We start from the raw sequence: 24830 nt of genomic DNA on the forward strand, positions 1-24830 counted from the left end.
GCCCAACAGTGCGATCAGGAACCAGGAGCCAAGCGCAACGAGCGCACGGCCACCATCGCGATGAACCTGTGCACGACGGCGGCAATCAGGACGAGCGCAAACCAGCCAAGGTCGAGGACATCGACCACGCTGACCTTCAAGCCCAGCAGCACGATGCCCGCCCGCATGTGGTGCTTGCCGGCGAAGTCCAGCCCCGGGCGGGCGCGTCCGGCAGCCCATGCCGCCGTGCCCGGTATATTTGCTGCTAACAAACCCAGCGCTACAGCGGCTGTCATGGCAGGGATGGGGGAAAGCAGGGCGTGGACAATGAAGGCAAGTCCAATGGCTGCCACTGCATGCAAGCGCTGAAATGCGAACCGGGTTCACACTTGGTTTCGCAACATGCAGAACGCGAAATGCGTTCGTAATCGAAAAGGTGATTGTCTGAATCCCATGTCAGAGCTATTCCGGGATTACTCCGAGGCCGCCGCCCGTTCCGGCGCCTACGACGAAATGTTCGCCCCAGGCACCATTGCCCGAAAGTCCTATGGCCAGGTAGACGGCGCACTTCGCGAGCTTTCGCTTGCCGATGTGAGCGCCCGTGCCGAGTCGATGGCGCGGACCTTCTTGGACCGGGGTGTGACCTTCGATTATGCGGGGGAGGAGAGACCCTTCCCGCTGGATATCGTGCCGAGGGTGATTCCGGCTGACGAATGGGATGTGCTTGAGCGTGGGGTCAAGCAGCGCGTCCGCGCCTTGGAGGCGTTCCTGGACGATGTCTACGGTCGGATGGCGGTGGTCGCTGACGGCGTAGTGCCGCGGGCACTGGTGACCACGAGCGCGCATTTCCACCGTGCCGTGCATGGTTTCGAGCCCGCCGGCGGCGTGCGCGTTCATGTGTCCGGTATTGACGTCGTCCGCGATGCCGCGGGCACGTTCCGGGTCCTGGAGGACAACGTCCGGGTGCCTTCGGGGGTGTCCTACGTGTTGGAGAACCGGCGGGCGATGGCGAAGGGCTTGCCGGAGGCGTTCGGGCAGCAGCCCATCCGTCCGGTCGAGGAATACCCGCGTCGTCTGCTGTCGGCGTTGCGCAAGACCGCGCCGTCGGGGGTGGACGACCCCACAGTGGTGGTGTTGACCCCTGGAGTCTTCAACAGCGCCTACTTCGAACACACGCTGTTGGCCGGGTTGATGGGTGTTGAGCTGGTCGAGGGCAGGGACCTGATCTGCCGCGGAAACCGGGTCTACATGCGCACTACCGCCGGCGAGCAGCGGGTGGACGTCATTTACAAGCGGATCGACGACGAATTCCTGGATCCGCTGCAGTTCCGCTCCGATTCCATGCTCGGCTGTCCGGGACTGGTGAACGCGGCCAGGGCAGGCGGGGTGACAATCGCGAACGCGGTGGGCAACGGTGTGGCCGATGACAAGCTGGTCTATTCCTACGTGCCGGACCTGATTCGTTACTACCTGCACGAAGAGCCGGTGATCGCCAACGTGGAGACTTTCCGGCTGGAAGAGAAGGAAGCCCGTGAGCAGGTCCTTGACCGGCTCGAGGAACTCGTGGTCAAGCCAGTGGATGGTTCGGGAGGAAAGGGCCTGGTGATCGGTCCGGATGCTTCACGGGACGAGCTGGACGCTTTGCGGAAGCGGGTGTTGGCGGATCCGCGCGGCTGGATCGCCCAGCCCGTGTTGCAGCTCTCCACCGTTCCGACCCTTTCGGGAGACCGCTTCGGCCCCCGGCACGTGGACCTGCGTCCGTTCGCGGTCAACGACGGCGACGACGTCTGGGTGCTGCCCGGCGGACTGACCCGGGTTGCGCTGAAGGAAGGCTCGCTGATCGTGAACTCTTCCCAGGGTGGCGGTTCCAAGGACACCTGGGTACTCTCGGACTCCCCGCAATTGCCCGCCGTCGAACTGCCCCGTTCCTCCATCACGGTCCGCGAACAGGTCTCGGTGTGGCCCGTCGAAAGCAACTGGCGGGACCGCCAATCGGACCAGCAGCAGTGATCCGGCACGTCATGGTGCCGGAGCAGGATACATTCATCGTCACAACGCAGGACCCGAAGGAGGCACAGCCCCATGCTGAGCCGTATTGCTGAATCCCTTTTCTGGATCGGCCGTTATGTGGAGCGGGCCGACGGAACGGCCAGGATCCTGGACGTCCATCTTGAACGCCTGAACCACCTTCCGCTCGAGGAACAACGCAGCGTGGCGCGGGAACTCCTGGCTGTCATGGGAGCGCGGCCGCAGAGTGAAGAATTCGGCTTGCCGGAGCTCCTTCACGCCCTCGCCTACGACAAGACGAGTGCCACGTCCATCGCCGGTTCGCTAGGGGCTGCGCGCGAGAATGCGCGGCGGGCACGCGAGACCGTGTCCTCCTCATTGTGGGAGAGCCTCAATACGACCTACTACGGGCTCAACCAGCACCGTAAGGACGTCGTGGGTACGTACCGCTTCTGCAACTGGGTACTGGAGCGCACCGCCATGGTCAGGGGTCTCGCAGACACCACGGTGAGCCACGACGAAAGCTGGCTTTTCCTTGTCCTCGGCCGCTCACTCGAACGAGCAGACATGACCGCGCGGATGCTGTCCACCAGGGACGTCCTCTCCGCGGGAATGTCCTGGGTGAACATGTTGCGTTGCGCCGGAGCGTACGAGTCATTCCTTCGGACCCGCCGTGCGGCCTTCGGAGACCAGCACGCCGCCGAGTTCCTCCTGCTCGACCGTTTGTTCCCGCGCTCCATTGTCTTCGCCTTGCGCGACGCCGACGAGTGCCTCGCCAAGCTGGATCCCTCCGCACAGCGGGTGGGCTTCATCAACGACGCCCGTCGGATCGTCGGCCAGGCCCGTACCTTCCTCGAGTTCCATCGCACGGACGATCTCATGTCCGAGCTGCCCGAGCATATGGACCGAGTCCAGAAGGCCGTCACGCAGGCCTCCGACGCGATTTCCCGTAAGTACTTCAATCAGGCGGATGAACTGGCCTGGGTGGGAGAAGTTTCATGACCCGGCTGAGCATCGTCCACAAGACGGCCTACAAATACAACCGCCGCGTGACCCTGTCGTACAACGAGGCACGCATGACTCCGTTGACCGATCCGCAACAGGTGGTCCTCGAATCCTCGCTGAAGATCACGCCGTCGCAGGCTGCCGTGAGCACCTACCGCGATTATTGGGGCACCCGCGTTACCGCCTTTGACATGCAGATGCCGCACGAGCGCCTCGAAGTGGTGGCCACCACCACCGTTGAGGTCCACCGGGCAGAGCGTGTGGCCCTGGACGAAGAAATTGTGGGCTGGGACGTCATTGCTTCCGACGGGATCCGGGACCAGTTCAGCGACTGGTTGCCGCAGTCGCAGCTCAGCGGTCCGGGGGAGGAAGTCCTCGGCATCATCCCCGCCGTCGTGGCCGGCAAGAACCCGCACGAGACAGCCATGGCCATTTTCGACTGGATGCGCGGCGAAATGAGCTACGTCAAAGGCACTACGGGCGTCACCACCAACGCCGAGGAAGCCTGGAACCAGCGTCAGGGAGTCTGCCAGGACCTGGCGCACCTGGCCATCGGCTCGCTCCGCAGTTGCGGCATCCCGGCGCGGTACGTGTCCGGTTACATCCATCCGCGGCCCACGGCTGAGATCGGTGAAACAGTCGCAGGCCAATCCCACGCGTGGCTCGAGTGGTGGGACGGCGAATGGCGCAGCTGGGACCCCACCAACCACAAGCCTGCCGGAGATCTCCACGTCACTGTGGCGCGGGGCCGGGACTACCGGGATGTCCCTCCTTTGAAGGGCATCCTGTCCGGCGGCGGCGGCTCGGGCCTCACCGTGACGGTCGAGATCACGCGGCTCACATAGCAGGCCCGCGGCCCTCCGCCTGGATTTTTACCAGGGGGAGGGCTTGTAGTCCTTCAGGAAGACGCCGTACTGGTCTTCGCCGTTTTCGCCCATGACGATGGGATCATAGACACGCGCCGCCCCGTCCACGAGGTCGAGGGGTGCGTGGAAGCCTTCCTCCATGAGCCGGACTTTGGTGTAATGCGGGCGTTCGTCCGTGATCCATCCGGTGTCGACGGCGGTCATCAGGATCCCGTCGCTGTCCAGCATTTCTTGTGCGCTGGTCCGCGTCATCATGTTCAACGCGGCCTTTGCCATGTTGGTATGCGGGTGCCCGGGGCCTTTGTAGGCGCGGGAGAACTGCCCCTCCATGGCTGAGACATTCACGATGTACTTCCTGCGGGCGGTGGAACGCTTCATCGCACCACGGAGCCGGCTCACCAACAGGAATGGCGCCGTGACATTGCAGAGTTGAACCTCGAGCATCTCGAGGGGATCGACTTCGTCCACCACTTGGGTCCAGCTGTTGATGGCCGCAAGGTCGGGAACCAGACCGCCGGCGTCGATCGCGGTGCCCGTAGCGATCCGCGCCAACGACGCGGAGCCCGTGGACAACGCGAGGGAGGTAATCGCATCACCGGCAAGCACCGGATGATCGGTGACGCTTTGGGTGATGGCCAACGGGTGCTTGTCGTGGGCATGGCCGAACGTGACCAGCTCCGGACCGCCGTTGGCTGCCTGAAGGGCCTCGGGCAGTGGCTCATCCTCGGCATCCACCAGGGGCTTGTACGCATTCCCCGAACGGCGGACTGTCTGGGCGGCGTTGTTGATGATGATGTCGAGCGCGCCGGCTTCGTTGAGGGAGTCCGTGAGCGCCATGACCTGTGAGGGATCCCGGAGGTCGATGCCCACAATCCTGAGCCGGTGCAACCAGTCCGCGCTGTCTTCCATGGCGGCGAAACGTCGTGCCGCGTCCTTGGGGAAGCGGGTGGTGATGGTGGTGTGCGCGCCGTCGCGGAGCAAGCGGAGGGCGATGTACATGCCGATCTTGGCGCGCCCGCCCGTGAGGAGGGCACGGCGTCCGCTGAGGTCCGTGCGGGCATCGCGCTTACTGTGGCTGAAGGCCGCACATTCCGGGCACAACTGGTGGTAGAACGCGTCTACTTGCGTGTAGTGCTGCTTGCAGATGTAGCAGGGCCTGGACCGGATGAGGTGGCCCGCGATTTCGCCCGTGGCCGAGGTAGCCAGCTTGTTCCCGCGGGTCTCGTCGTCGATCCTGTCCGGGGCTGCGGTCGCAGTCAACGCAATGACAGCACGATCGGCTTCCGCGATCTCGTCCCGCTTGGTGACCCGGCGGTGGCGCTTGACGGCCTTGAACATCTTTCCCGTGGCACGACGGATGGCGACGTAGTCCGGGTGCTCCTCGTCGTAGGCGTGGATGGTGTTCAAGACCTTGAGGCAGGCCTGGATCTCTTCAGGCGTCAAATCGGCGGGGCTCATTGGGTCAATTTTACAGGGTCGGGCACAGCAAAGCCTCCCGGGCGGCAGAGGCGGGAGGCCTGCTGTCGCCCGGGAGGCCGGGGGCTGTCCTAATTCCGGGGTTCCGGGTCAGACCTCTACCGAGGCAGCCTGGATTTTCGTGACCTGCTCAGCGGAGTCCCTGATGTCGGGGAACTTTTCGGTGGCGGCTTTGATCGCCTCCGGCACCGAGCGGCGGTGCTCGGCGGCCAGGGCGAGCTCGGAAGCGTCAGGTTCCGGTACCAGCTGGCCCTTGGCGAGTACGGTGATTCCGGATTCGGTGACCTTGAAGCCGCGGGCGCGGTCGAGGTCGGCATCCAGGCCAATGGCAGCCCCGGCAGGGACTTTCACGTTCTTGTCGATGATGGCCCGCTTGATCACTGCGCCTTCACCGACGCGCACCTTGTCCATCAGTACCGAGTCCTGGATCCTGCTGGCCGGTCCAACGTAAACATCGTTGGAGAGGACGGACCCTTCCACGATTCCTCCGGAGATCACCGAGCCGCTGGCCACGATGGAGTCCAAAGCGGTGCCGACTGTGTTGTTGTCGCCCCGGACAAACTTGGCCGGCGGCGAGATGCTCTGCCGCGTGTAGATGGGCCATTCCGAGTTGTACAGATTGAACACGGGGACCGGGGAAATCAGGTCCATGTGGGCGTCATAGAACGAATCGATGGTTCCAACGTCGCGCCAGTAGGTGCGGTCGCGGTCGGTGGAACCGGGAATGTCGTTGAGCGTGAAGTCGTAGACGCCTGCCTCACCCTGGGACACGAAGTAGGGGATGATGTCGCCGCCCATGTCGTGCTTGGTGTCCAGGCGCTCCGCATCGATGCGAAGTGCTTCCACCAGGGCGTCGGCGTCGAAGACATAGTTGCCCATGGAGGCAAGGAACTGCGAGGGATCGGCGGCGAGGCCTTCCGTTTCGGCAGGCTTTTCCACGAACGCCGAAATCTTCTGCGGATCGTTCTTGTCGACCTCGATCACGCCGAACTGGTTGGCCATGTTCAGCGGCTGGCGGACGGCCGCAACTGTGGCCTTGGCGCCGCTGGCCACGTGCTGTTGGACCATCTGCTGGAAGTCCATGCGGTAAACGTGGTCCGCGCCGACAACGACAACAATGTCGGGGTTGGCGTCGTGAATCAGGTTCAGGGACTGGTAGATGGCATTCGCGCTGCCAAGGAACCAGCTCTTGCCCACGCGCTGCTGGGCGGGAACCGAGGCCACATATCTTCCCAGCTGGGTGGACATCCGCCAGGTCTCGGAGATGTGGCGGTCAAGACTGTGCGATTTGTACTGGGTCAACACCACGATCTGGAGGTACCCGGAATTGACCAGATTCGAGAGAGCGAAATCGATCAATCGATACCCCCCCGCGAACGGCACCGCAGGTTTTGCCCTGTCTGCCGTCAATGGCATAAGGCGGTTTCCTTCGCCGCCAGCCAACACGATTGACAATACTTTCTTCAACGCCATGGTGTTTGCTCTCCCTGTACGTCTTTGTAGCCCCCGAAAAAAGCCCGGGTTGCCGGACCCTTTCACACTAGAACACATACTCCGGAAGGACTACGTTAGGTAGCGTGCGCGTAGACATTGTGACTAAAGAGTTTCCACCCGAAATCTATGGCGGGGCCGGTGTGCATGTTGCCGAGCTCAGCCGCGTCTTGGCGAAGCACGTGGATCTGCAGGTGCGTGCCTTCGGCGCGCCCCGTGATGCGGACTTCCACGGTGCAACGGTGACGTCGTATTCCACTCCGGATGATCTGGGGGCGGCAAATGCCGCCGTCCAGACCCTCGGGGTGGATTTGCGCATCGTGCCGGACATCGCCGGAGCGGACCTGGTCCATTCCCATACCTGGTACGCCAACATGGCCGGCCACCTGGCGTCGCTGTTGCATGGGATACCCCATGTGCTCAGCGCCCATAGCCTGGAGCCGTTGCGGCCGTGGAAAGCGGAGCAGCTGGGTGGTGGCTACGCGTTGTCCTCATGGGTTGAAAAGACCGCCTATGAGGCTGCCGCGGCTATCATCGCCGTCTCGGACGGCATGCGGAAGGACATCCTGCGCAGCTATCCGAACGTGGATCCCGCCAAGGTCCGGGTGGTCCACAACGGCATCGACGTCGACATGTGGCAGCCGGACGAAGGCGAAGACGCAATTCGTGCCCTCGGCATCGATCCCGCCAAGCCCAGTGTGGTCTTTGTTGGGCGCAACACCCGCCAAAAGGGCGTGCCCTACCTCCTGAAGGCTGCGGCCAGCCTGCCGGAAGATGTCCAGCTTGTGCTTTGCCTGGGCGCGGCGGACACCCCGGAACTCGCAGCGGAAACGGCCCGGCTCATCGAGGACCTGCAGGGCAAGCGCGAAGGTGTCCTGGTCATTGAACGCATGCTGCCGAGGCACGAGCTCATCCAGGTCCTCAGCCATGCCACGGCCTTCGCTTGCCCGTCGATCTACGAGCCTCTCGGCATCGTCAACCTCGAGGCCATGGCATGTGGCGCGGCCGTCGTGGCAAGTGCCACTGGCGGCATCCCCGAAGTGGTCCAGCACGGCGAAACGGGACTGCTGGTGGAGCTCGAGCAGGTCACGGACGGTACCGGAACCCCGCTGGATCCCGAAAAGTTCGTCGCAGATTTCGCCGCTGCCCTCAACGAGGTTGTGTCCGATCCTGCGCGGGCCAAGGTCATGGGTGCCGCGGGCCGCGTCCGGGCCGAGGAGCACTTCTCCTGGGAGTCGATCACCGAGACAACCCTCGAGGTCTATCGTTCAGTCCTCGCCCCCTGACCTTCCAACCTTGGATCCCAACTGACTCGCAGTTGTTGTCGTTTTGAGGGCTCATAACGACAACAAATGCGAGTCAGTTGGGAAAGAACGACGACGGCGCCGCACCCCCCAGCGGGAGTGCGGCGCCGTCGTCGTTAAAGGATTCGGCAACTGTTCACCGGCCGGTTACGGAACGATGCTAACTGGATTTCCTCCCTTTCAAAGCGAGGAGGCTCTTCTCTTCTGCGGGGGCCTGGCCGCTTGCCCGCTGCGCCCGGAAGTGGCCGCGGGCTTCGTCTTGGCGTTCCTTTTCGGCCCCCGAAGCGATGGCCGCGCGCAAGTGCTCCGGACCGTAGCCGAAGGAATCAACCAGGTCCAAGGCGTGGGGACGGATCTTGACGAGCAGCCTGTTGATGTAAGCCCCCACGGTGCGTCCGCGCTGCATGGAAAGACGGCCGTTCATGAGGTACCAGGACAGGTGCTTTTCGATGAGCGAGAGGCCAAACAGGTCCCGGAGCCATGTCAGCACCTTCAAGGTACCCGGGTCGCCGACCTTGCCGAGGGCTTCCGTGAACGCTTCCCATTGCAGGAGTTCGGCGTGGGCTTGGGCGGCTTCAATCAAATCGTCCTGATGCTGGTTGAACAAGGCGGCGCCCTGATGCTGCGGAAGCTTGTTGGCGCCCTTGAGTGCAGCGCCCACCTCCGCCACCATGGACTGCACCCGGTCCGTCAGAAGTGTGCGCTGGCCTTCTTCGTCCCGCAGGGCGAGCGCGGCTTTCTGGACTGATCCCGTGTCCGCCACGAATTGCGCTACTTGCCGCAGGCCGGTGCGGTTGATGGCGACGTCCGCGGCCTGGGCGGCCACGAAGCGGGCAAGCACGCCGAAGTCGACGTTCCGGAACTCTTTGGCGTAGTCGGCCAGGAGGCGCTTGGCGACGAGCTGGAGCAGCACGGTGTTGTCACCCTCGAAAGTGGCGTAGACGTCCAGGTCCGCGCGGAGCGAGGCGAAACGGTTCTCGATGAGGAATCCTGAGCCGCCGCAGGCCTCGCGGCACTCTTGCAGCGTGTCGAGGGCGTGCCAGGTACTCATGGGCTTGAGGGCCGCGGCGAGGGTCTCGAGGTCCTGGCGGTCGGCGTCGGTGTCGTGCCGGCCGGAAAAGACGTCGTCGAACTTCTCAAGCAACTGCTCGTGTGCGAAGCTCGCCGCAAAGGTGGTGGCAAGCCGGGTGAACAAGCGGCGCTGGTGCCGTTGGTAGTCCAGCAGGACTTCCTCGTCCGTGGGGGATGAGGCGTTGAACTGGCGCCGTTCGGCGGCGTACCGGATGGCGGTCGTCAAGGCCACCTTGCTCGCGGCGACTGCGGCGCCGTCGAGGGAGACGCGGCCCTGCACCAAGGTGCCGAGCATCGTGAAGAATCGCCGACCCGGGCTCGCGATGGGCGAGGTGTATTCGCCTTCGGGGGAGACGTTGCCGTAGCGGTTGAGCAGGTTGGTGCGGGGGACACGGACATCGGTGAAATGCAGGCGCCCGTTGTCGATGCCGTTGAGCCCGCCCTTGATGCCGTCGTCCTCGCCGCCGATTCCGGGCAAGAACTCTTTGGTGTCCGGGTCCCTTAGCTCGACATAGAACGCGTGAACGCCGTGGTTCACGTTGCGGGTCGCCAGTTGGGCGAATACGACGGCGGCGAGGCCGTCCTCGGCGGCGTTGCCGATGTAGTCCTTCCACGCGGCACGGAACGGAGTGTTGATGACGAACTCCTGGCTGGACTCGTCGTACGTGGCCGTGGTGGCAATGCTCGCAACGTCGGAGCCGTGTCCGGTTTCCGTCATGGCGAAGCAGCCGGGGATCTCCAGGCTCATGATCCCGGGCAGCCATTTGTTCTGGTGCTCGTCAGTGCCCAGGTGCATCACCGCTGAACCGAAGAGGCCCCACTGGACCCCGGCCTTGATCTGCAGTGATGGATCGGCAGTGACGAGTTCCTCGAATCCGGCGATGTTGCCGCCGTGATCGTCTGAACCGCCGAGGCTGGCGGGGAAAGCCCGGTGCACGGCGTTGTTGTCCACGAGGTACTTGAGCTGCCCGAATACACGCTTGCGGTGCTCGGTATGCGTCAAGCCTTCGATCTTGTGTACCTCGGGGCGGCCCGCGAGGTCACGTGCCGTGTGCCGGATGTGGGCCCACTTGCCGAGCAGCATTTCGCCAAGAGCCGCTACATCCACCGCAGGGGCGGGCGCAACAGGCTGCGTGGTGGCAGCCGTTCCCGCGGCCGCCCGGTTGCTGGAGGAGGTGCGGTCCACTACTTCAGTCATGGTGATTCCTTCTTTGGTTCCGAACAACGTGGGGTCATTGCTGATATTCAGGGGAGTTGATCTTGAGTTCCGGGGCGATTCCCACGCACAGCCAATCCGTGATTTGGGCCGCCATGGTTTCCTGGTCGGGCTTTGCCGCGGAGGCGGGACTACCGAGCCACCTCTCGCCGGCGTTGCGGACCAGTCCGATAGCCGCGGTGGGCCAGTAGTCGATCAATGCTTCCTTTTCCGCCCCAAGGTGTTCCCGCATGGGCCGGGCGATCATGGCACTGATCGACTCGAAGAAGTGGCCAAGGGCTCCCGAGGCGGCGATGGCGTCTTGTGCAGAGGGTTCGCCTTGCGAGAGCCGCGTGATGAACGCGTAGACGGCGGGGCTGGACTCGGCCATCTGCAGGTACGCGGAAACCATGGCGAACAGGCCTTCGCGTGGAGTCTGCGCGCTTTCTGCCGCTTCCTTCATTCGCCGTTGCATTTGTCCCAGCACTACTTCGCCCATTGCCTGCTGCAGGCCGGCTTTGTCCCCGAAATAGCGGTAGTACACCGACTTCGATGTACTGGCGGCCGTCGCGATGTCCTCCATGGAGGCCTCGCTGCCCAGCGAGTGGACAGCCTTGCGGGCGGCCTTGATGAGATCGCGCCGGCGCTCTTCGCGGTGGACCTGCCAGCGGGCGGCGCGGCCGTCGACGGCGGGAGCGTCGCTGTCCGCGGGGGGCGGGGTCCCGGCGTCGTGTTCGGCAGGAAGTCCTGGGCTGGGGATGTTCACGATACTCAGCGTATCAGGTACGCTGGGTATCAGTAACCCGATGTGATCATAAGGAGCAACGCATGCCTGCAGCAGCACATTCCGCGAACGCGCCACATGAATCCCCCGTAGCCCAGGGCGCACTCCGCAAAGCCGTGGTGGTCGGCGGGAACAGGATCCCCTTCGCACGGACCGGCGGCGCCTATACCAAATCATCGAACCAGGACATGCTGACCGCTGCACTGGACGGGCTGATCGCACGCTTCGGCCTGCAAGAAGAGCGGATCGGTGAGGTCGCCGCCGGTGCCGTGCTGAAGCACTCCCGCGACTTCAACTTGACACGCGAAGCCGTGCTTGGCTCGGCCCTTTCCCCTGAGACGCCCGCCTACGATCTCCAGCAGGCGTGCGCCACCGGCCTTGAGACGGTCCTGGGCCTGGCCAACAAGATCAAGCTGGGCCAGATCGACTCGGCCATCGCCGGCGGAGTCGACTCTGCCTCGGATGCCCCTATTGCGGTGAGCGAGGGCCTCCGCGAAATCCTGCTGGACCTCAATCGCGCCAAGTCCCTGCCCGATCGGCTCAAGGTTCTCGCAAGGCTGCGTCCGAAGGACCTCGCCCCGGATGCTCCGAACACCGGGGAACCGCGCACTGGCCTCTCGATGGGAGAACACCAGGCACTGACCACGGCCCAATGGAAGATCAGCCGCGAAGCGCAGGACGAGATCGCGTTCAATAGCCACCACAACCTCGCCGCGGCCTACGAACGTGGCTTCTTCGATGACCTCGTGACTCCCTACCGCGGACTGAGCCGTGATTCGAACCTCCGGCCCGATACATCCATGGAGAAGTTGGCCACCCTCAAGCCTGTCTTCGGAAAGAGCCTTGGGCCTGAAGCCACGATGACGGCCGGCAACTCCACGCCGCTCACGGACGGCGCCTCCACGGTTCTCCTCGGCACTGAGGAATGGGCGGACGCCCGGGGATTGCCCAAGCTGGCCGTCGTCGTCGACGGCGAGGCGGCCGCCGTCGATTTCGTCCACGGGAAGGACGGACTCCTCATGGCCCCTGCCTTTGCAGTGCCGCGGCTCCTGGCCCGCAACGGCCTGTCCTTCGAAGACATCGACTTCTTCGAAATCCACGAAGCCTTCGCGGGCACTGTCCTGAGCACGCTCGCCGCGTGGGAAGACGAGGAATTCGGCCGTACCCGGCTGGGATTGGATGGTGCCTTCGGCAAGATCGACCGAGCCAAGCTCAACGTCAACGGTTCGTCCCTCGCCGCAGGACATCCCTTTGCCGCCACCGGCGGACGGATCGTCGCCTCGCTTGCGAAGATGCTCCACGAGAACGGCCCGGTGGACGGCCGGCCGGCCCGTGGACTCATCTCCGTCTGCGCAGCCGGAGGGCAGGGCGTCGTCGCGATCCTTGAGGCCTACTCCGCTCCGGAAGGGCGGTAGCCGGCATGACGGACAAATACACACAGTTCGTCAGCCACGGGATCGGCAAGGACCTGGCTAAAAGGCTCGGCCTGCCCCAACCTGCCGTGCTCCGGAGGTACAAAGCGGGAGAACCGCTGGTTCCAGGTCCCGTCCTTGTGCTCGGGAGCGGCAACGGGAAAACTGCGGGCGCCGACGACTTGGCTGCCGCCCTGGTGGGCTGGGGCCTCGACGTCCGGCGTTCGGCCTTGCCCAAGGAAAAGCTGGGGGCGATCATCCTGGTGCTTGACGCCGTCGAGCATCCGGAAGAGCTTGCCGGACCGGTTCTCACTGCGGCCCCGTCGCTCCGTGATCTGGCCGCCGGCGCGCGGGTGGTGACGATCTCCCGGACGTCCGCCTCTGCCGCCAGCCCGGCTGTTGCCGCGGGCCGTCAAGGCGTCGACGGCCTGCTGCGTTCCCTCGCCAAGGAACTCCGGGCGGGTGCCACGGCCAACGGCATTCTCCTCGGGGACAGTACCGGCACCACGAGCCCAAGCGCGCTCGGTGCGCTGCGCTTCTTCCTGTCCGGACGGTCCGCGTTCGTGGATGGTCAGTTCCTGACTGTCACTTCGGGCTCCGGCGAGCTTGCCGCCGACGCCGACAAGCCCTTGGCCGGGAAGGTCGCCGTCGTCACGGGAGCTGCCCGGGGCATCGGAGCGGCGATCGCGAGGACCCTGCACCGGGACGGCGCCCGGCTGGTGGTGGTGGATATTCCCGCTGCGGGCGACCACCTCGCCGAAGTCGCCAACGAGGTCCATGGCACTGCCCTGCAATTGGACATCACGGCCGAGGACGCCGGGAGGCGGATCATCGACCACGCCGTGGAACGCCATGGCGGCCTCGATATCGTCATCCACAACGCCGGCATCACCCGGGACAAGCTCCTGGCCAACATGGATGAGGGCCGCTGGAATTCCGTCATCGGAGTGAACATCGCCTCGCAGTTGAGAATCAACGAGGCACTCCTGGGCTCGGACCAGCTCAACAAAACCCCACGGATCGTGTCGGTGGCCTCCACCAGCGGCATCGCAGGCAACCGCGGGCAGACAAACTACGCTGCTTCCAAAGGGGGAGTGATCGGCATGGTCAGAGCTACGGCGCCCTTGCTGGCGGAGCGCGGCGGCTCCATCAACGCGGTCGCGCCCGGCTTCATCGAAACCGACATGACGGCCCGGATCCCCTTTGCCACCCGGGAGGTTGCCCGCAGGCTGAACTCGCTGCAGCAGGGCGGCCTGCCGGGGGACGTGGCAGAGGCAATTGCGTTCCTGGCATCGGACGCCGCCGCTGGAATCACGGGTGAAGTGCTCAGGGTCTGCGGACAGAACCTGGTGGGTGCATGACTACGGAACAACCGCTCATCCTGGGGGAGCTGCCGTCCCTCTCGAAGCTGTACGTGAATGCGGCAGCGACCGCGGCACGGCGGCGGGTGATGGGTTTCCAGGCAGCCACCGCGCTGCCCCAAGGGAGCCATGAGGTCCGCGGGGTGCGGGCCGACGTCGCGAACCTCACCGCCTACCAGCACCTGATCGGCGAGACTGCGAGTGACGCACTGCCGGCCGGCTTCATCCATGCCCTCGCATTCCCGGTTTCCATGAGCGTGCTGAACCGGGATGACTTCCCGCTTCCCCTGCTGGGGATGATCCATTTGAAGAACCACGTGGAGCAGTTGCGGGCAGTCCAGTTCACTGAGTCGCTCGACGTCCGGTCCTGGGCCGAGGACATGCGCGGACACAGGGCCGGAACCCAGGTGGACGTCGTCGCCGAAGTCCGATCGAGCAACGACGGGGCCTTGCTATGGCGGGGCGTCTCGACGTATTTGGCCAAGGGGGTCTTCCTGCCTGGAGTCGACAAGGCCGCTACGGCCGCCGCTCCAAATGAGTTCACGGCACCCGCACCAACAGCCATCTGGCAGCTAGGCGTGGATACCGGACGCCTTTACGCCACCGTATCCGGAGACTTCAACCCGATCCACTTGAGCCTCCTCTCGGCCAAAGCGCTCGGCCTGCCAAGGTCGATCGCGCACGGCATGTACCTTGCATCCCGGGCCTTGGCCGACGTTGGCTCGGTGAAATCGGAAGCGTTCCGATGGCACGTGAATTTCGAGGCACCGGTGTTCCTCCCGGCGCGGGTGGCCCTGGAAATCGGTACCGCCCACTCCGCGTCAGGCTCGTGGGAGCGTTCGGACTACGTGGCCTGGAACCCGCGCAGCGGCAGGAGGCACTTCAGCGGCTCGGTGACGGCGCTGTAGGGCGCCGGTTTCGGACTGAAGGTTTCTCAAGGTTCAATACGGTTACGACGACGGCGGTCACCCACATGGGCGGCCGCCGTCGCCGTGCCTGGCGGAGCCAGATTCGGAGCCAGATTCAGGGCCAGGTCGGGAGTCAAGTTCACTGCCGTGGGCGAATTCCAGGTAATGCAATTCAATAAATGTGATGAACGCCGCATTAGTGTCTGAAAACGCAAATTCAAGTTAAACAAACAAGGCCTGGAATTATCATAATTCCAGGCCTTGCAATTGTGCGCGGAGGGGGACTTGAACCCCCACCCCCTTTCGAGGACTAGCACCTCAAGCTAGCGCGTCTGCCATTCCGCCACCCGCGCAGGTGGTGTTCGGAGCCTTCGTTCTGCGCCTCTCGGCGCTTCTCTTTCCTCCGAAGCAGCGAGAAAAACTCTAACACGGTTTCTGGGAAATAAAAAAACCGGAGCCGGAGAGGGTGCCGGGAACGGCAATTGGACCCTGCCAATCCGCGCCAAAACGCAGGAAAGTACGCGGCCAAACGAGCGTGCGGTGGGTAGGCTGAGGGAAGCGCGCGGGAGCGTACGCACGAACTGCCTACCCGCCGGAGTATGTCCATCCCAGCCAGCAAGGAGAGTTCCATGACTGATATCCGACCCGAGGACGAAGTAGTCCGGATCTGCCAGGAACTCATCCGCATAGACACCTCGAACTTCGGTGACGATTCCGGTCCCGGGGAACGCGTCGCGGCTGAATACACGGCGGCGCTTATCAATGAAGTGGGATTGGACGCCGAAATCTTCGAGTCGGCTCCGGGCCGGGCCAATGTCGTCACCCGGCTGGCGGGGGAGGACCCCTCGGCCGGTGCCCTCGTGGTGCACGGCCACCTCGACGTCGTCCCGGCGCTCAAGGACCAATGGTCCGTGGATCCCTTCAGCGGCGAACTCAAGGACGGACTCATCTGGGGACGCGGCGCCGTGGACATGAAGGACATGGACGCCATGATCCTCTCGGTCATGCGCGACTTCGCCCGCACGGGACGCAAGCCCAAGCGGGACATCATCTTCGCGTTCTTCGCCGACGAGGAAGCCGGAGGCAACCACGGCGCACGCTACGCCGTCGAGCACCGCAGGGAACTCTTCGACGGTGCCACGGAAGCGATCTCCGAAGTGGGTGGCTTCTCGGCCACCATCGGGGGCCAGCGGACCTACTTGCTACAGACCGCGGAAAAGGGCCTTTCCTGGCTGCGCCTCGTGGCCCACGGCCGGGCCGGACACGGTTCGCAAATCAACACGGACAACGCGATCACCCGCCTGGCCGGGGCAGTCACCAGAATCGGCGAATATCGCTGGCCGATCGAGCTGACCCCCACAACGCGGCAATTCCTTGACGGCGTGACGGAACTGACCGGCGTCGAGTTCGATCCGGACAAACCCGAGACCCTCCTGAAGGAACTCGGCACCGTCGCGCGCTTCGTGGGGGCCACCCTCCAAAACACCTCGAACCCTACGCTGCTGAGTTCCGGTTACAAGCACAATGTCATCCCCGAATCGGCGGAAGCGCTCGTGGACTGCCGCACGCTCCCGGGCCAGCAGGAACTGGTCTTCGAAACCGTCAAGAAACTTGCCGGCGACGGCGTGGACGTCAGCTACGTCAACAAGGACGTGTCCCTGGAAGTGCCGTTTGCCGGCAATCTGGTGGACGCCATGATCGACGCGCTGCACACGGAGGACCCCGGCGCCAAGGTGTTGCCGTACACCTTGTCCGGCGGCACCGACAACAAGTCGCTCAGCAAGATCGGCATCACAGGCTACGGGTTCGCCCCGCTGATGCTCCCGGACGAACTCGACTTCACCGGGATGTTCCACGGGGTTGACGAGCGCGTCCCGGCTGATTCGCTCAAGTTCGGATCCAGGGTGCTCAACACCCTGCTGAGTACCTACTAGGGAGAAGCCTTGACCCCTGAAGAGATCCTGCCGGACGAGCTGCTCCACCGCATCCGGGGCCGCGCCGCGGGCTACGACCAGAACAACTCGTTCTTCCACGAGGACCTTGAGGAGCTCGCCGCGGCGGGCTACCTGAAGATCTTCGTCCCGGAGTCCGACGGCGGACTGGGGCTCGGGCTCGAAGCCGCGGCGGCGCTTCAGCGCCGGTTGGCCACGGCTGCCCCGGCCACGGCGCTGGCCGTCAACATGCACCTTGTCTGGACCGGCGTCGCGCACGTCCTTGCGGCCCGCGGCGACAACTCCCTTGACTATGTCCTCAAGGAGTCAGGACGGGGCGAGGTCTTTGGATTCGGGATTTCCGAGGCGGGAAATGACTCCATGCTCTTCGACTCAGGGACCACGGCGGAACCGCAGCTGGACGGCGGTTACAGCTTCACCGGGCGGAAGATCTTCACGAGCCTGTCGCCGGCATGGACCCGCCTCGGCATCTTCGGCAAGGACAGCGGCGGACGGGAGGGGAACGGGGAGCTGGTGTTCGGCTTCATCCACCGGGACGCCCCGGGGCACGAGACACTGAGTGACTGGGACACCCTGGGCATGCGGGCCAGCCAATCGAACACCACGCTCCTGCAGGGCGCCAGGGTGCCGCCGGAACGGATCTTCCGGAAGCTGCCGGTGGGCCCAAACCAGGATCCATTGATCTTCGCGATCTTCGCGTGCTTCGAAACGCTGCTTGCCGCGGTCTACACGGGCATCGGGGAGCGGGCATTCACCCTGGCGGTTGAGGCCGTCAAGCGCCGGACCTCGGCCAAGTACGGCGGCCGCAGCTTCTCGCAGGACCCGGACATCCGCCGGAAGATCGCCGACGCCGCCATGTCAATGGATTCCATCCAGCCGCAGTTGGCCTCAGTTGCCCGTGACGTGGATGCGCTGGTTGATCACGGGGCGCAATGGTTCCCCAAGTTCGTCGGGCTCAAGGTGCGGGCCACGGAGAACGCCCGGACCATGGTGGATGTGGCAATCCGGGTTTCCGGAGGCTCAAGCTACTTCCGGGGCTCCGAACTCGAACGGCTGTACCGCGATGTGCTGGCCGGGATCTTCCATCCCTCCAACGAAGAATCCGCACACACCACAGTAGCCAACGCGTGGCTTGGCCCGCTCGAAAGCTGAAACGCTCGGAAGCTGAAGCGGGGAACCCGAAAAAACGGCCGTGCCGCTACACGGTGCGTTGTACGTTGAGTACTCTGCGTCGCAGCCAGAACCGGCGACCGCCGCCGATATAAAGGATGCTCCGCTCCAGTTCCCACTTGCCATATTCGGAGTGTTCCACGAGCCGACGTCGCGCCTCGGGCAAGGAATCGTCAGGACTAACGGTCAGTACGAGATACTCGTACTGCCTTGCGTAGTCCCGCTGACGCTCCACTGAACTGCTCAGAAATTGTTCTCTCATCCCTCTCCATTTTCGTCTTTTTCGGGCTAACGTGAAGTCATGAGCATCGATCCGCGTGTCGCGCTTCAGTCATTGACAGCCGCCTTAGAAGAGCACCTGATTGCCGCTTCCGCCCGCCGGGGCGAAGGAGATCCCGCTGTGGAGGCAGCGTTTTTCGCCGTAGCAGATGCCTTTGAGGTATATGAGGACTCACTATACGAGGCCTACTCGGAAGTCACACCACTTCAGGTGTTCGACGACGATGAAGAGGATGACGACGAGGAGAACAATGAGCTCCTCGATGAAGACGAGCTGGAGATCCTCGATCAGTAGGGCCGCGGTTTCAGCGGGGTCAGATTGCTGAGACGTCTTCCAGCGCCCGCGAAATTTCAGCCGGAAGAGGCGTCAGCTGCGCATCGAGCAACTCCTTGAGCTGGACCGCATTGCGTGCGCCCACTATGGCCGTGGATACGCCCGGGCGGGAGAGCAACCAGCTCAGTGAAACGTCGACGGCGGAGCGTCCCAATCCGCGCGCGGCCATTGCCACCGCTTCGACGATCCGTGCGCCCCGCGCGTCGAGGTACTTTTCGACGTAGCCGCTAAGGCGGCCCTCCGCCGCACGTGATTCCGAGGGAATCTGGCCACGGTATTTGCCGCTGAGCACCCCGCGGCCGAGGGGTGCCCACGCCATGAGGCCGAGGCCGGCATCCTCGACGGCGGGCACTAGTTCGTCTTCAGGCTTCCTGTGCAGGAGTGAGTATTCGGATTGGTTGGCCACCACGGTGAATCCCGCGACGGCCGCAGCCTTGGCGGTCTGCCAACCGTTGTAGTTGGAGATGCCGACGTACCGTGCGCGTCCCGAACGCAGCGCAAGGTCAAGCGCGGAGAGCGTTTCGTCCAGCGGAACGTTGCCGTCCCAAGCGTGCGCGAACCAGATGTCCACGTAGTCGGTTCCCAAGCGGGCAAGGCTGGCGTCGAGTGCGGACAGCATCGAACCGCGGGAGGCATCGACACTGCTCCGGCCGTCCGACGTCGAGACGCCCGCTTTCGTGGAGAGGACAATCTCCGAACGCGCCACGACGTTGCCCAGCATGGAGCCCAGAAGAGCCTCGGCTTGTCCTCCTGCGTAGGAGGCCGCGGTATCGATCATGATGCCGCCGGCGGCGATGAATGTATGGAGCAGCTCCCGTGCATCCTGTTCGTCCGTTTCTTCCGCCCAGGACATGGTGCCCAGGGAAAGGGTGGACACCCGAAACCCACTGTTGCCGACGTAACGCTGCTGCATAGCTGATAGCTTACGGGGAGATCGGGTAGATCATGACGTAGGGTCTATTCACGTGAACTGGATAGAAGCAGCCTTCCTTGGCCTCGTGCAGGGCCTGACAGAATTCCTTCCGATTTCTTCAAGCGCACACCTGCGGATTGTCGGCTCGTTCCTGCCTAATGCGGCGGATCCCGGAGCTGCTTTCACGGCCATTACCCAGCTGGGCACCGAGACGGCCGTCATTGTCTTCTTTTGGCGCGACATCGTCAGGATTGTGCGCGCCTGGTTCGGATCGCTGCGCGGCAAGGTGGCCAGGGACGATCCCGACGCCCGGATGGGCTGGTTGGTCATCCTCGGCAGCCTGCCCATCATCGTGCTCGGCCTGCTCTTCCAGAACCAGATCGAATCCGTGCTGCGCAGCCTCTGGATCGTCGCCACCATGCTTATCGTCTTCGGCATGATCCTCGCGGTGGCCGACGCCGTTGGCAAGCAGGAACGGGAGCTGAGCCAATTGACCTTCAAGCACGGCATCCTTTATGGTCTGGCCCAGGCCATGGCGCTCATCCCTGGCGTCTCCCGCTCCGGCGGTACCATCACAGCGGGCCTCTTGATGGGGTATACGCGTGAAGCTGCCGCACGGTATTCGTTCCTGCTCGCCATTCCCGCTGTCTTCGGCAGCGGCCTCTACCAGCTGTACAAGGTGGTGTCCAAGGAAGGAATCACCGGACCCTTCGGTCTTCCGGAAACGGCACTGGCCACGGTCATTGCCTTCGTTGTGGGTTTCATCATCATTGGCTGGTTCCTCAAATTCATTTCAACCCACAGCTACCGTGTCTTCGTGTGGTACCGCATTCTCCTGGGACTCGCCCTCTATGTATTGCTCGGTTTCAATGTCATCAGCGCCTAGCACTATGGTTGAGGCTGTGAAATCGTGGATCTCCCGCCCTGTGCCTGAACTACCCGGCAGCATGCCTCCGTTGAGGCTGTTCGATACCGCCCTCGGGGCCCTCGTGGAGGTCGAGCCACGCGCGGAGCAATCCATGTACGTCTGCGGCATCACACCCTACGACGCCACCCACATGGGCCACGCCGCCAGCTACGTAGCTTTCGACCTGCTTAACCGGGCATGGCGGGACAGCGGCCAGCGGGTTGCGTACGTCCAGAACGTCACCGACGTCGACGATCCCCTCCTGGAGCGCGCCACCGCCACCGGTGTTGACTGGCGGGAGCTGGCGGCGAGCCAGATTGAGCTCTTTCAGACCGACATGGACGCCCTCAATGTGCTGGCGCCGAGCCACTACATCGGAGCCGTCGAGGCGATCCCGATGATTGTCCCGGCCATCGAGAAATTGATCGCGGACGAGCTCGCCTACCGCGTGCACGGCACCGGCGGCGAACCCGACGGTGACGTCTATTACGACGTCGAGGCGGCCGGCAAGGCCTCGGATAGCCCGGACGCATGGACCCTTGGTGACATCTCGGGGCTCGGCGAAGTGGAAATGTTGGAGCTCTTCGCAGAACGCGGCGGCGATCCCGGCCGTTCCGGCAAGCGGAATCCCCTTGATCCTTTGCTTTGGCGCGTTGCCCGCGACGGCGAGCCTAGCTGGCCCGGTGCAAGCCTCGGTGACGGACGTCCCGGCTGGCATATTGAATGTACGGTCATCGCCCAGAAGTACCTTCCGGCTCCATTCACGGTGCAGGGCGGCGGATCGGACCTCGTCTTCCCGCACCACGAAATGGGCGCCGGACACGCGTATTCACTCAGCGGCGTTCCCTTGGCACGCCACTATGCCCACGCTGGAATGGTGGGCCTGGACGGCGAAAAGATGAGCAAGTCCAAGGGCAACCTGGTCCTGGTGTCCAAGCTCCGTGCCTCGGGCGAAGAACCTGCAGCAATCCGCCTGGCGATCCTGGCCCACCACTACCGTTCGGATTGGTCCTGGACCGATGAAGGTTTCGCCCAGGCCAAGGAACGGCTCAACACGTGGCGTGCCGCCCGGGACATTGCTCCCGAGGGGACAGCGGCGGAACTGCTGACGCGGATGCGTGCCGAGCTGGCCAACGACCTCAATGCTCCCGGCGCGGTCGCCGCCGTCGACGCCTGGGCCGCGGCGGCACTCGCCGACTCGCAGCGAGCCAATCCTGAGGGGGCCCAGCCCAGCGCGATGGACAGCGCCTTGGTGAGCGACGCGATCAACGGATTGCTCGGCGTCGAGCTCTAATATCTAAACAACGCGGGGTCACTTACGGCCCATAATGTCCCCTTGGACGGGCCGTAAGTGACCCCGCGTTGGGTCAGGGCTTGTCCTTGCCCCTGCGCTTGAGGTAGCGCTCGAACTCGCGCGCGATGGATTCGCCGCTGGCCTCCGGTAGGTCAGCCGTGTCCTTGGCCTCTTCGAGTTGCCGCACGTAGGCTGCGATTTCGGGGTCTTCAATGGCCAGTTCGTCCACACCGCGCTCCCAGGCCTCGGATTCCTCGTTGAGGGCGTGGGTGTCCAGCGGCACCTGGAGCAGATCCTCGATCCTGTTCAGGATGGCCAGTTGTGCCTTGGGGGAGGGCGGCTGGGCGACGTAGTGCGGCACGGCCGCCCACAGCGACACCGTGGGCAAGCCCGCGAGCAAGGCGAATTCCGCCAGCACGCCCACAATGCCTACCGGGCCCTCGTACTGCGAAGCCTCCAGGTTCAAGCGCTTTCGCAATCCGCTGTCGTCCGAGGTGGTGCTGACGGGGATCGGGCGGCTGTGCGGGACATCGGCCAGAAGGGCGCCGATCAGCACAACGTAGTCGACCTTGAGCGTTTCGGCGTGGACCAGAAGCTCGGCCGTGTAGGCCCTCCAGCGGTAGGAAGGTTCGGTGCCGAGTACGAACACGACATCGACGTTGCTGTCCGGGACGCTGGCCTTGTACAGGCGCGTGGAAGGCCATTTCACCTTGCGGGTTCCGGTTGCGGTGCGCCGCACCGTCGGCCGGGTGAACTGGAAGTCGTAATAGTCGTCGGCATCAACGGATGCCACTTTCTTTCCTTGCCACAACTTGTTCAAGTAGTGCAGGGAATCGCTGGCCGCCTCGCCGGCGTCGTTCCAACCTTCGAAAGCCGCGAGCATCACGGTGATGCGCTGGCCTTCGGCTACAGGCTGGAGAAGGCGCTCAGGCTCCGGTGAAGTGGCCTGTCCGTCAGGGGCTCCGTCCAAACTGTTCATTCACTCACCCTACGTCCAACACCGCCACCGATGCATGGCGTAAGGGGACCGGCGTGGCCATACTTCGCCCCGGGCGTAGAGCGGCAATTGCCGTGCCTCCTTCCACGTAGACTTTAGGCATGCTTGCTTCAGCCACCCAGCCCTTTGTAAAAGCCGAGCTCAAAGCCGCGCTATGGGACATGGATGGCACCCTGGTGGACACCGAGCCGTACTGGATTGCTGCAGAGCGAACCCTCGTGGAGTCCCACGGCGGCGCCTGGAGCCACGAACAAGCCATGCAGCTTGTAGGGCAGTCATTGATGCACTCGGCCGGCATCCTCCAAAGGGCTGGAGTGAACCTGGAAAAGCGGGAGATTGTTGACTCCTTGAGCGCCCAGGTCATCGACCGTCTCCGCATCGAGGTGCCGTGGCGGCCTGGAGCCAAGGAATTGCTTGACGAGCTGTATCAATCCGGCGTCCGCTGCGCCCTCGTGACGATGTCCGAAGGCCCGATGGCGCGGGAAGTCGTCGCCAACCTCCCCAAGCCCTACTTCGAGTTCCTTATCACGGGGGACACCGTCAGCCAGGGAAAGCCCCACCCGGAGGCTTACCTCGCCGCCGTCGAGCGGCTCCAGAACACGGACCCCGCCTTGACCGTGGATCACTGCGTCGCTCTCGAGGATTCCGTCCCGGGCGTTGCGTCTGCGATAGCCTCCGGCGTGGTCACGGTGGGAATTCCACACCAGATGCCATTGCCCGAGGACCCCCGCCGCGCAACCTGGGACACCCTCGAGGGACGCAAGGTCGCCGACCTTGAAGCACTTGTTGCCGAGCGGGCCCTTGGCAATGTGCCGGCCGCGGCTTTCCATGGACAGGCAAACTAAATGAGCACTCCCCGGAACGGTGGCCACAGCACCCGCAGCGGCAGGAAGGACGGGATTCCACTCGGTCGCATCGCGGGAATCCCCGTGTACCTCGCCTACTCCTGGTTCATCATCGCTGCGTTCACGGTGATCGTCTATGGACCTGCGCTGCTGATTCGAAACCACTCCTTGGGAATCGGCGCCTACTTTGTTGCCTTCGCTTATGCGGTCCTCCTTGCCCTTTCCGTGCTGGTCCACGAGCTCGCCCACGCCTTGAGCGCCAAGGCCTTCAAATGGCCCACGGAGAAGATCGTTTTGAATCTCTGGGGCGGGCACACCCAGTTCGAGAGCTTCATCGCCTCGCCGGGCCGCTCTGTGCTTGTCGCCTTGGCGGGACCCGCGGCCAACTTTGTCCTCGCGGGCGGGGCTTGGCTGTTGCTGCAGGCTGGTGTCTTCACCGGGGTAGGGGACACGCTGACGAACATCCTTATGTGGGCAAATCTGCTGATCGGCGTCTTCAATGTCCTGCCCGGCCTGCCGCTTGACGGGGGTCGTTTGGTGGAGTCCGCGGTGTGGAAAGTGACGGGCAGCCAGGAAAAGGGGACGGTGGCGGCTGGCTGGGCCGGACGGGTCATCGTGATCGTCCTGGTTGTTTGGTTCGTCCTGTTGCCCGTGCTGAGTGGCAATGCGCCTGATCTCAGCCTGATGCTCATCACCTTCCTTGTCTGCAGCTTCCTCTGGATGGGCGCTTCGGGCGCGATCAAGCAGGCGACGCTCCGTGGACGCCTCCCCTCGGTGAGTGCCGCCGCCTTGGCCGAACCCGCCGTCGGAATTCCGAACTCGGCCACGGTCGCCGACGTGCTGCGCGTGGCACCCCACGGTACGCCCGCCGTCGTCATCTGCGGACCGGATGGCCGGCCGCAGGGTCTGGTCGATCCGGCTGCGACTGCAGCCGTGCCGGCCTCCGAGGTATCCACAACCTTCGTGACCGCGGTTTCCACCCCGCTCGCCGACGGGGCCTACGTGCCCTGGACGTCCAGCGGCCAGGAACTGATCCAGTATTTGGCGCAGCTCAGCGGCGCCGAATATGCGGTCGTGGATGAAGCCGGCACAGTCATGGGCCTGCTGCGGCAGCAGGCCGTAGTGACAGCCATTACAGGTAAAGTAGCCCGACGGAGCGGACGCCCGTAGGACCTTCCCGGTAGAGTTACCTGCCGGCCGTGAAATAACCCGGCGGGCAGCGCGCATCACTAAGCAGTAACTGTGGCAACAAATGACGGCCCAGCCGTACAGGAGCGAGG

General features: G+C 64.0%; 21 protein-coding genes, 1 tRNA gene and 1 pseudogene. 14 read left to right on the plus strand and 9 right to left on the minus strand.

From position 1 onward, the window contains the following. Positions 1-23 precede the first annotated feature (23 nt). Positions 24-341 (minus strand): annotated as a pseudogene (locus ACSVHC_RS20635) (putative sulfate exporter family transporter); the annotation flags it as partial. Between the two features lie 91 nt (positions 342-432). Here ACSVHC_RS20635 and ACSVHC_RS20640 point away from each other — a divergent pair. From ACSVHC_RS20640 to ACSVHC_RS20650, 3 genes are all read left to right on the plus strand, one after another. Next, positions 433-1989 (plus strand): circularly permuted type 2 ATP-grasp protein, encoded by a 1557-nt coding sequence (locus ACSVHC_RS20640; RefSeq protein ID WP_437770232.1) that lies wholly within the window; start codon positions 433-435, stop codon positions 1987-1989. Between the two features lie 72 nt (positions 1990-2061). Continuing rightward, the gene (locus tag ACSVHC_RS20645; protein WP_078108851.1) at positions 2062-2988 is read left to right on the plus strand and encodes an alpha-E domain-containing protein; all 927 of its coding nucleotides are present in this window, start codon (positions 2062-2064) and stop codon (positions 2986-2988) included. Further along, a complete protein-coding gene (locus tag ACSVHC_RS20650) occupies positions 2985-3836 on the plus strand; it encodes a transglutaminase family protein (protein WP_437770231.1) in 852 nt (283 codons plus the stop codon). Before ACSVHC_RS20645 ends, ACSVHC_RS20650 begins: the two co-directional genes overlap by 4 nt. Before the next feature lie 27 nt (positions 3837-3863). On the opposite strand, the gene ACSVHC_RS20655 is transcribed toward ACSVHC_RS20650, so the two are convergent. Both ACSVHC_RS20655 and glgC read right to left on the minus strand, forming a co-directional pair. Then, positions 3864-5315, minus strand: coding sequence for an SDR family oxidoreductase (locus tag ACSVHC_RS20655; protein ID WP_437770230.1), 1452 nt, complete (start codon positions 5313-5315; stop codon positions 3864-3866). A 108-nt stretch (positions 5316-5423) separates the two neighbouring features. Then, a complete protein-coding gene (gene glgC / locus ACSVHC_RS20660; protein WP_437770229.1) occupies positions 5424-6806 on the minus strand; it encodes a glucose-1-phosphate adenylyltransferase in 1383 nt (460 codons plus the stop codon). 104 nt (positions 6807-6910) lie between these two features. Here glgC and glgA point away from each other — a divergent pair, with 104 nt between their 5' ends. Then, positions 6911-8110, plus strand: a complete 1200-nt coding sequence (gene glgA / locus ACSVHC_RS20665) for a glycogen synthase (RefSeq protein ID WP_345451810.1) — start codon at positions 6911-6913, stop codon at positions 8108-8110. Between the two features lie 178 nt (positions 8111-8288). Here glgA and ACSVHC_RS20670 read toward each other — a convergent pair whose 3' ends face one another. Then, a complete protein-coding gene (locus ACSVHC_RS20670) occupies positions 8289-10397 on the minus strand; it encodes an acyl-CoA dehydrogenase family protein (protein ID WP_437770228.1) in 2109 nt (702 codons plus the stop codon). 34 nt (positions 10398-10431) lie between these two features. Next, positions 10432-11160 (minus strand): TetR family transcriptional regulator, encoded by a 729-nt coding sequence (locus ACSVHC_RS20675; protein ID WP_437770227.1) that lies wholly within the window; start codon positions 11158-11160, stop codon positions 10432-10434. A gap of 62 nt (positions 11161-11222) precedes the next feature. On the opposite strand from ACSVHC_RS20675, the gene ACSVHC_RS20680 reads away from it, so the two are divergent. From ACSVHC_RS20680 to ACSVHC_RS20690, 3 genes are read left to right on the plus strand one after another with little or no spacing between them, the layout of a single operon-like run. Continuing rightward, entirely contained in the window at positions 11223-12593 is a 1371-nt protein-coding gene (locus tag ACSVHC_RS20680; protein WP_437770226.1) for an acetyl-CoA C-acetyltransferase, read from the plus strand. Positions 12594-12598: 5 nt separating this feature from the next. Next, a complete protein-coding gene (locus ACSVHC_RS20685) occupies positions 12599-13951 on the plus strand; it encodes a 3-oxoacyl-ACP reductase (protein ID WP_437770225.1) in 1353 nt (450 codons plus the stop codon). Next, complete coding sequence (locus ACSVHC_RS20690; protein WP_437770224.1) at positions 13948-14859, plus strand: MaoC family dehydratase; 912 nt, start codon at positions 13948-13950, stop codon at positions 14857-14859. The genes ACSVHC_RS20685 and ACSVHC_RS20690 overlap by 4 nt, the downstream gene beginning before the upstream one ends. Positions 14860-15129: 270 nt before the next feature. Here the strand turns inward: ACSVHC_RS20690 and ACSVHC_RS20695 are convergent. Next, positions 15130-15212 (minus strand) — tRNA-Leu (locus ACSVHC_RS20695). Between the two features lie 276 nt (positions 15213-15488). Between ACSVHC_RS20695 and ACSVHC_RS20700 the strand changes: the two genes are divergently transcribed. Together ACSVHC_RS20700 and ACSVHC_RS20705 are read left to right on the plus strand one after the other, a co-directional pair. After that, complete coding sequence (locus ACSVHC_RS20700) at positions 15489-16793, plus strand: M20/M25/M40 family metallo-hydrolase (protein WP_437770223.1); 1305 nt, start codon at positions 15489-15491, stop codon at positions 16791-16793. A gap of 9 nt (positions 16794-16802) precedes the next feature. Further along, positions 16803-17963 carry an acyl-CoA dehydrogenase family protein gene (locus tag ACSVHC_RS20705; protein ID WP_437770222.1) on the plus strand — a complete coding sequence of 387 codons (1161 nt, stop codon included), beginning with the start codon at positions 16803-16805 and terminating at the stop codon, positions 17961-17963. Between the two features lie 46 nt (positions 17964-18009). Here the strand turns inward: ACSVHC_RS20705 and ACSVHC_RS20710 are convergent, their stop codons facing one another. Then, positions 18010-18243, minus strand: a complete 234-nt coding sequence (locus ACSVHC_RS20710) for a DUF5703 family protein (RefSeq protein WP_059389241.1) — start codon at positions 18241-18243, stop codon at positions 18010-18012. Positions 18244-18282: 39 nt separating this feature from the next. Between ACSVHC_RS20710 and ACSVHC_RS20715 the strand changes: the two genes are divergently transcribed. After that, positions 18283-18555 carry a hypothetical protein gene (locus ACSVHC_RS20715; RefSeq protein ID WP_236811050.1) on the plus strand — a complete coding sequence of 91 codons (273 nt, stop codon included), beginning with the start codon at positions 18283-18285 and terminating at the stop codon, positions 18553-18555. A 19-nt stretch (positions 18556-18574) separates the two neighbouring features. On the opposite strand, the gene ACSVHC_RS20720 is transcribed toward ACSVHC_RS20715, so the two are convergent. Continuing rightward, positions 18575-19507 carry an aldo/keto reductase gene (locus ACSVHC_RS20720; RefSeq protein ID WP_439181263.1) on the minus strand — a complete coding sequence of 311 codons (933 nt, stop codon included), beginning with the start codon at positions 19505-19507 and terminating at the stop codon, positions 18575-18577. Positions 19508-19559: 52 nt separating this feature from the next. Here ACSVHC_RS20720 and ACSVHC_RS20725 point away from each other — a divergent pair, with 52 nt between their 5' ends. Next, the gene (locus ACSVHC_RS20725) at positions 19560-20393 is read left to right on the plus strand and encodes an undecaprenyl-diphosphate phosphatase (RefSeq protein WP_236811048.1); all 834 of its coding nucleotides are present in this window, start codon (positions 19560-19562) and stop codon (positions 20391-20393) included. 16 nt (positions 20394-20409) lie between these two features. Further along, a complete protein-coding gene (gene mshC, locus ACSVHC_RS20730; RefSeq protein WP_437770220.1) occupies positions 20410-21708 on the plus strand; it encodes a cysteine--1-D-myo-inosityl 2-amino-2-deoxy-alpha-D-glucopyranoside ligase in 1299 nt (432 codons plus the stop codon). 73 nt (positions 21709-21781) lie between these two features. Here the strand turns inward: mshC and ACSVHC_RS20735 are convergent, their stop codons facing one another. Further along, positions 21782-22687, minus strand: a complete 906-nt coding sequence (locus ACSVHC_RS20735) for a PAC2 family protein (protein ID WP_437770219.1) — start codon at positions 22685-22687, stop codon at positions 21782-21784. 119 nt (positions 22688-22806) lie between these two features. Here ACSVHC_RS20735 and ACSVHC_RS20740 point away from each other — a divergent pair, with 119 nt between their 5' ends. Next, the gene (locus tag ACSVHC_RS20740) at positions 22807-23550 is read left to right on the plus strand and encodes an HAD family hydrolase (protein ID WP_437770218.1); all 744 of its coding nucleotides are present in this window, start codon (positions 22807-22809) and stop codon (positions 23548-23550) included. After that, a complete protein-coding gene (locus tag ACSVHC_RS20745; RefSeq protein ID WP_437770217.1) occupies positions 23551-24720 on the plus strand; it encodes a site-2 protease family protein in 1170 nt (389 codons plus the stop codon). It begins immediately after the preceding gene. The last annotated feature ends 110 nt before the right edge of the window (positions 24721-24830 follow it).

Source organism: Arthrobacter sp. KNU-44, from assembly GCF_051843155.1.
GTDB lineage: Bacteria > Actinomycetota > Actinomycetes > Actinomycetales > Micrococcaceae > Arthrobacter.

Bases quoted from the DNA above. Each gene is read 5' to 3' on its own strand.
- ACSVHC_RS20710 (WP_059389241.1), bottom strand. From the start codon at position 18,243: ATGAGAGAACAATTTCTGAGCAGTTCAGTGGAGCGTCAGCGGGACTAC.
- ACSVHC_RS20700 (WP_437770223.1), top strand. From the start codon at position 15,489: ATGACTGATATCCGACCCGAGGACGAAGTAGTCCGGATCTGCCAGGAA.
- ACSVHC_RS20740 (WP_437770218.1), top strand. From the start codon at position 22,807: ATGCTTGCTTCAGCCACCCAGCCCTTTGTAAAAGCCGAGCTCAAAGCC.
- ACSVHC_RS20640 (WP_437770232.1), top strand. From the start codon at position 433: ATGTCAGAGCTATTCCGGGATTACTCCGAGGCCGCCGCCCGTTCCGGC.
- ACSVHC_RS20735 (WP_437770219.1), bottom strand. From the start codon at position 22,687: ATGAACAGTTTGGACGGAGCCCCTGACGGACAGGCCACTTCACCGGAG.
- ACSVHC_RS20670 (WP_437770228.1), bottom strand. From the start codon at position 10,397: ATGACTGAAGTAGTGGACCGCACCTCCTCCAGCAACCGGGCGGCCGCG.
- ACSVHC_RS20645 (WP_078108851.1), top strand. From the start codon at position 2,062: ATGCTGAGCCGTATTGCTGAATCCCTTTTCTGGATCGGCCGTTATGTG.
- glgC (WP_437770229.1), bottom strand. From the start codon at position 6,806: ATGGCGTTGAAGAAAGTATTGTCAATCGTGTTGGCTGGCGGCGAAGGA.
- ACSVHC_RS20685 (WP_437770225.1), top strand. From the start codon at position 12,599: ATGACGGACAAATACACACAGTTCGTCAGCCACGGGATCGGCAAGGAC.
- ACSVHC_RS20720 (WP_439181263.1), bottom strand. From the start codon at position 19,507: ATGCAGCAGCGTTACGTCGGCAACAGTGGGTTTCGGGTGTCCACCCTT.
- ACSVHC_RS20715 (WP_236811050.1), top strand. From the start codon at position 18,283: ATGAGCATCGATCCGCGTGTCGCGCTTCAGTCATTGACAGCCGCCTTA.
- ACSVHC_RS20745 (WP_437770217.1), top strand. From the start codon at position 23,551: ATGAGCACTCCCCGGAACGGTGGCCACAGCACCCGCAGCGGCAGGAAG.
- ACSVHC_RS20680 (WP_437770226.1), top strand. From the start codon at position 11,223: ATGCCTGCAGCAGCACATTCCGCGAACGCGCCACATGAATCCCCCGTA.
- ACSVHC_RS20690 (WP_437770224.1), top strand. From the start codon at position 13,948: ATGACTACGGAACAACCGCTCATCCTGGGGGAGCTGCCGTCCCTCTCG.
- ACSVHC_RS20650 (WP_437770231.1), top strand. From the start codon at position 2,985: ATGACCCGGCTGAGCATCGTCCACAAGACGGCCTACAAATACAACCGC.
- ACSVHC_RS20655 (WP_437770230.1), bottom strand. From the start codon at position 5,315: ATGAGCCCCGCCGATTTGACGCCTGAAGAGATCCAGGCCTGCCTCAAG.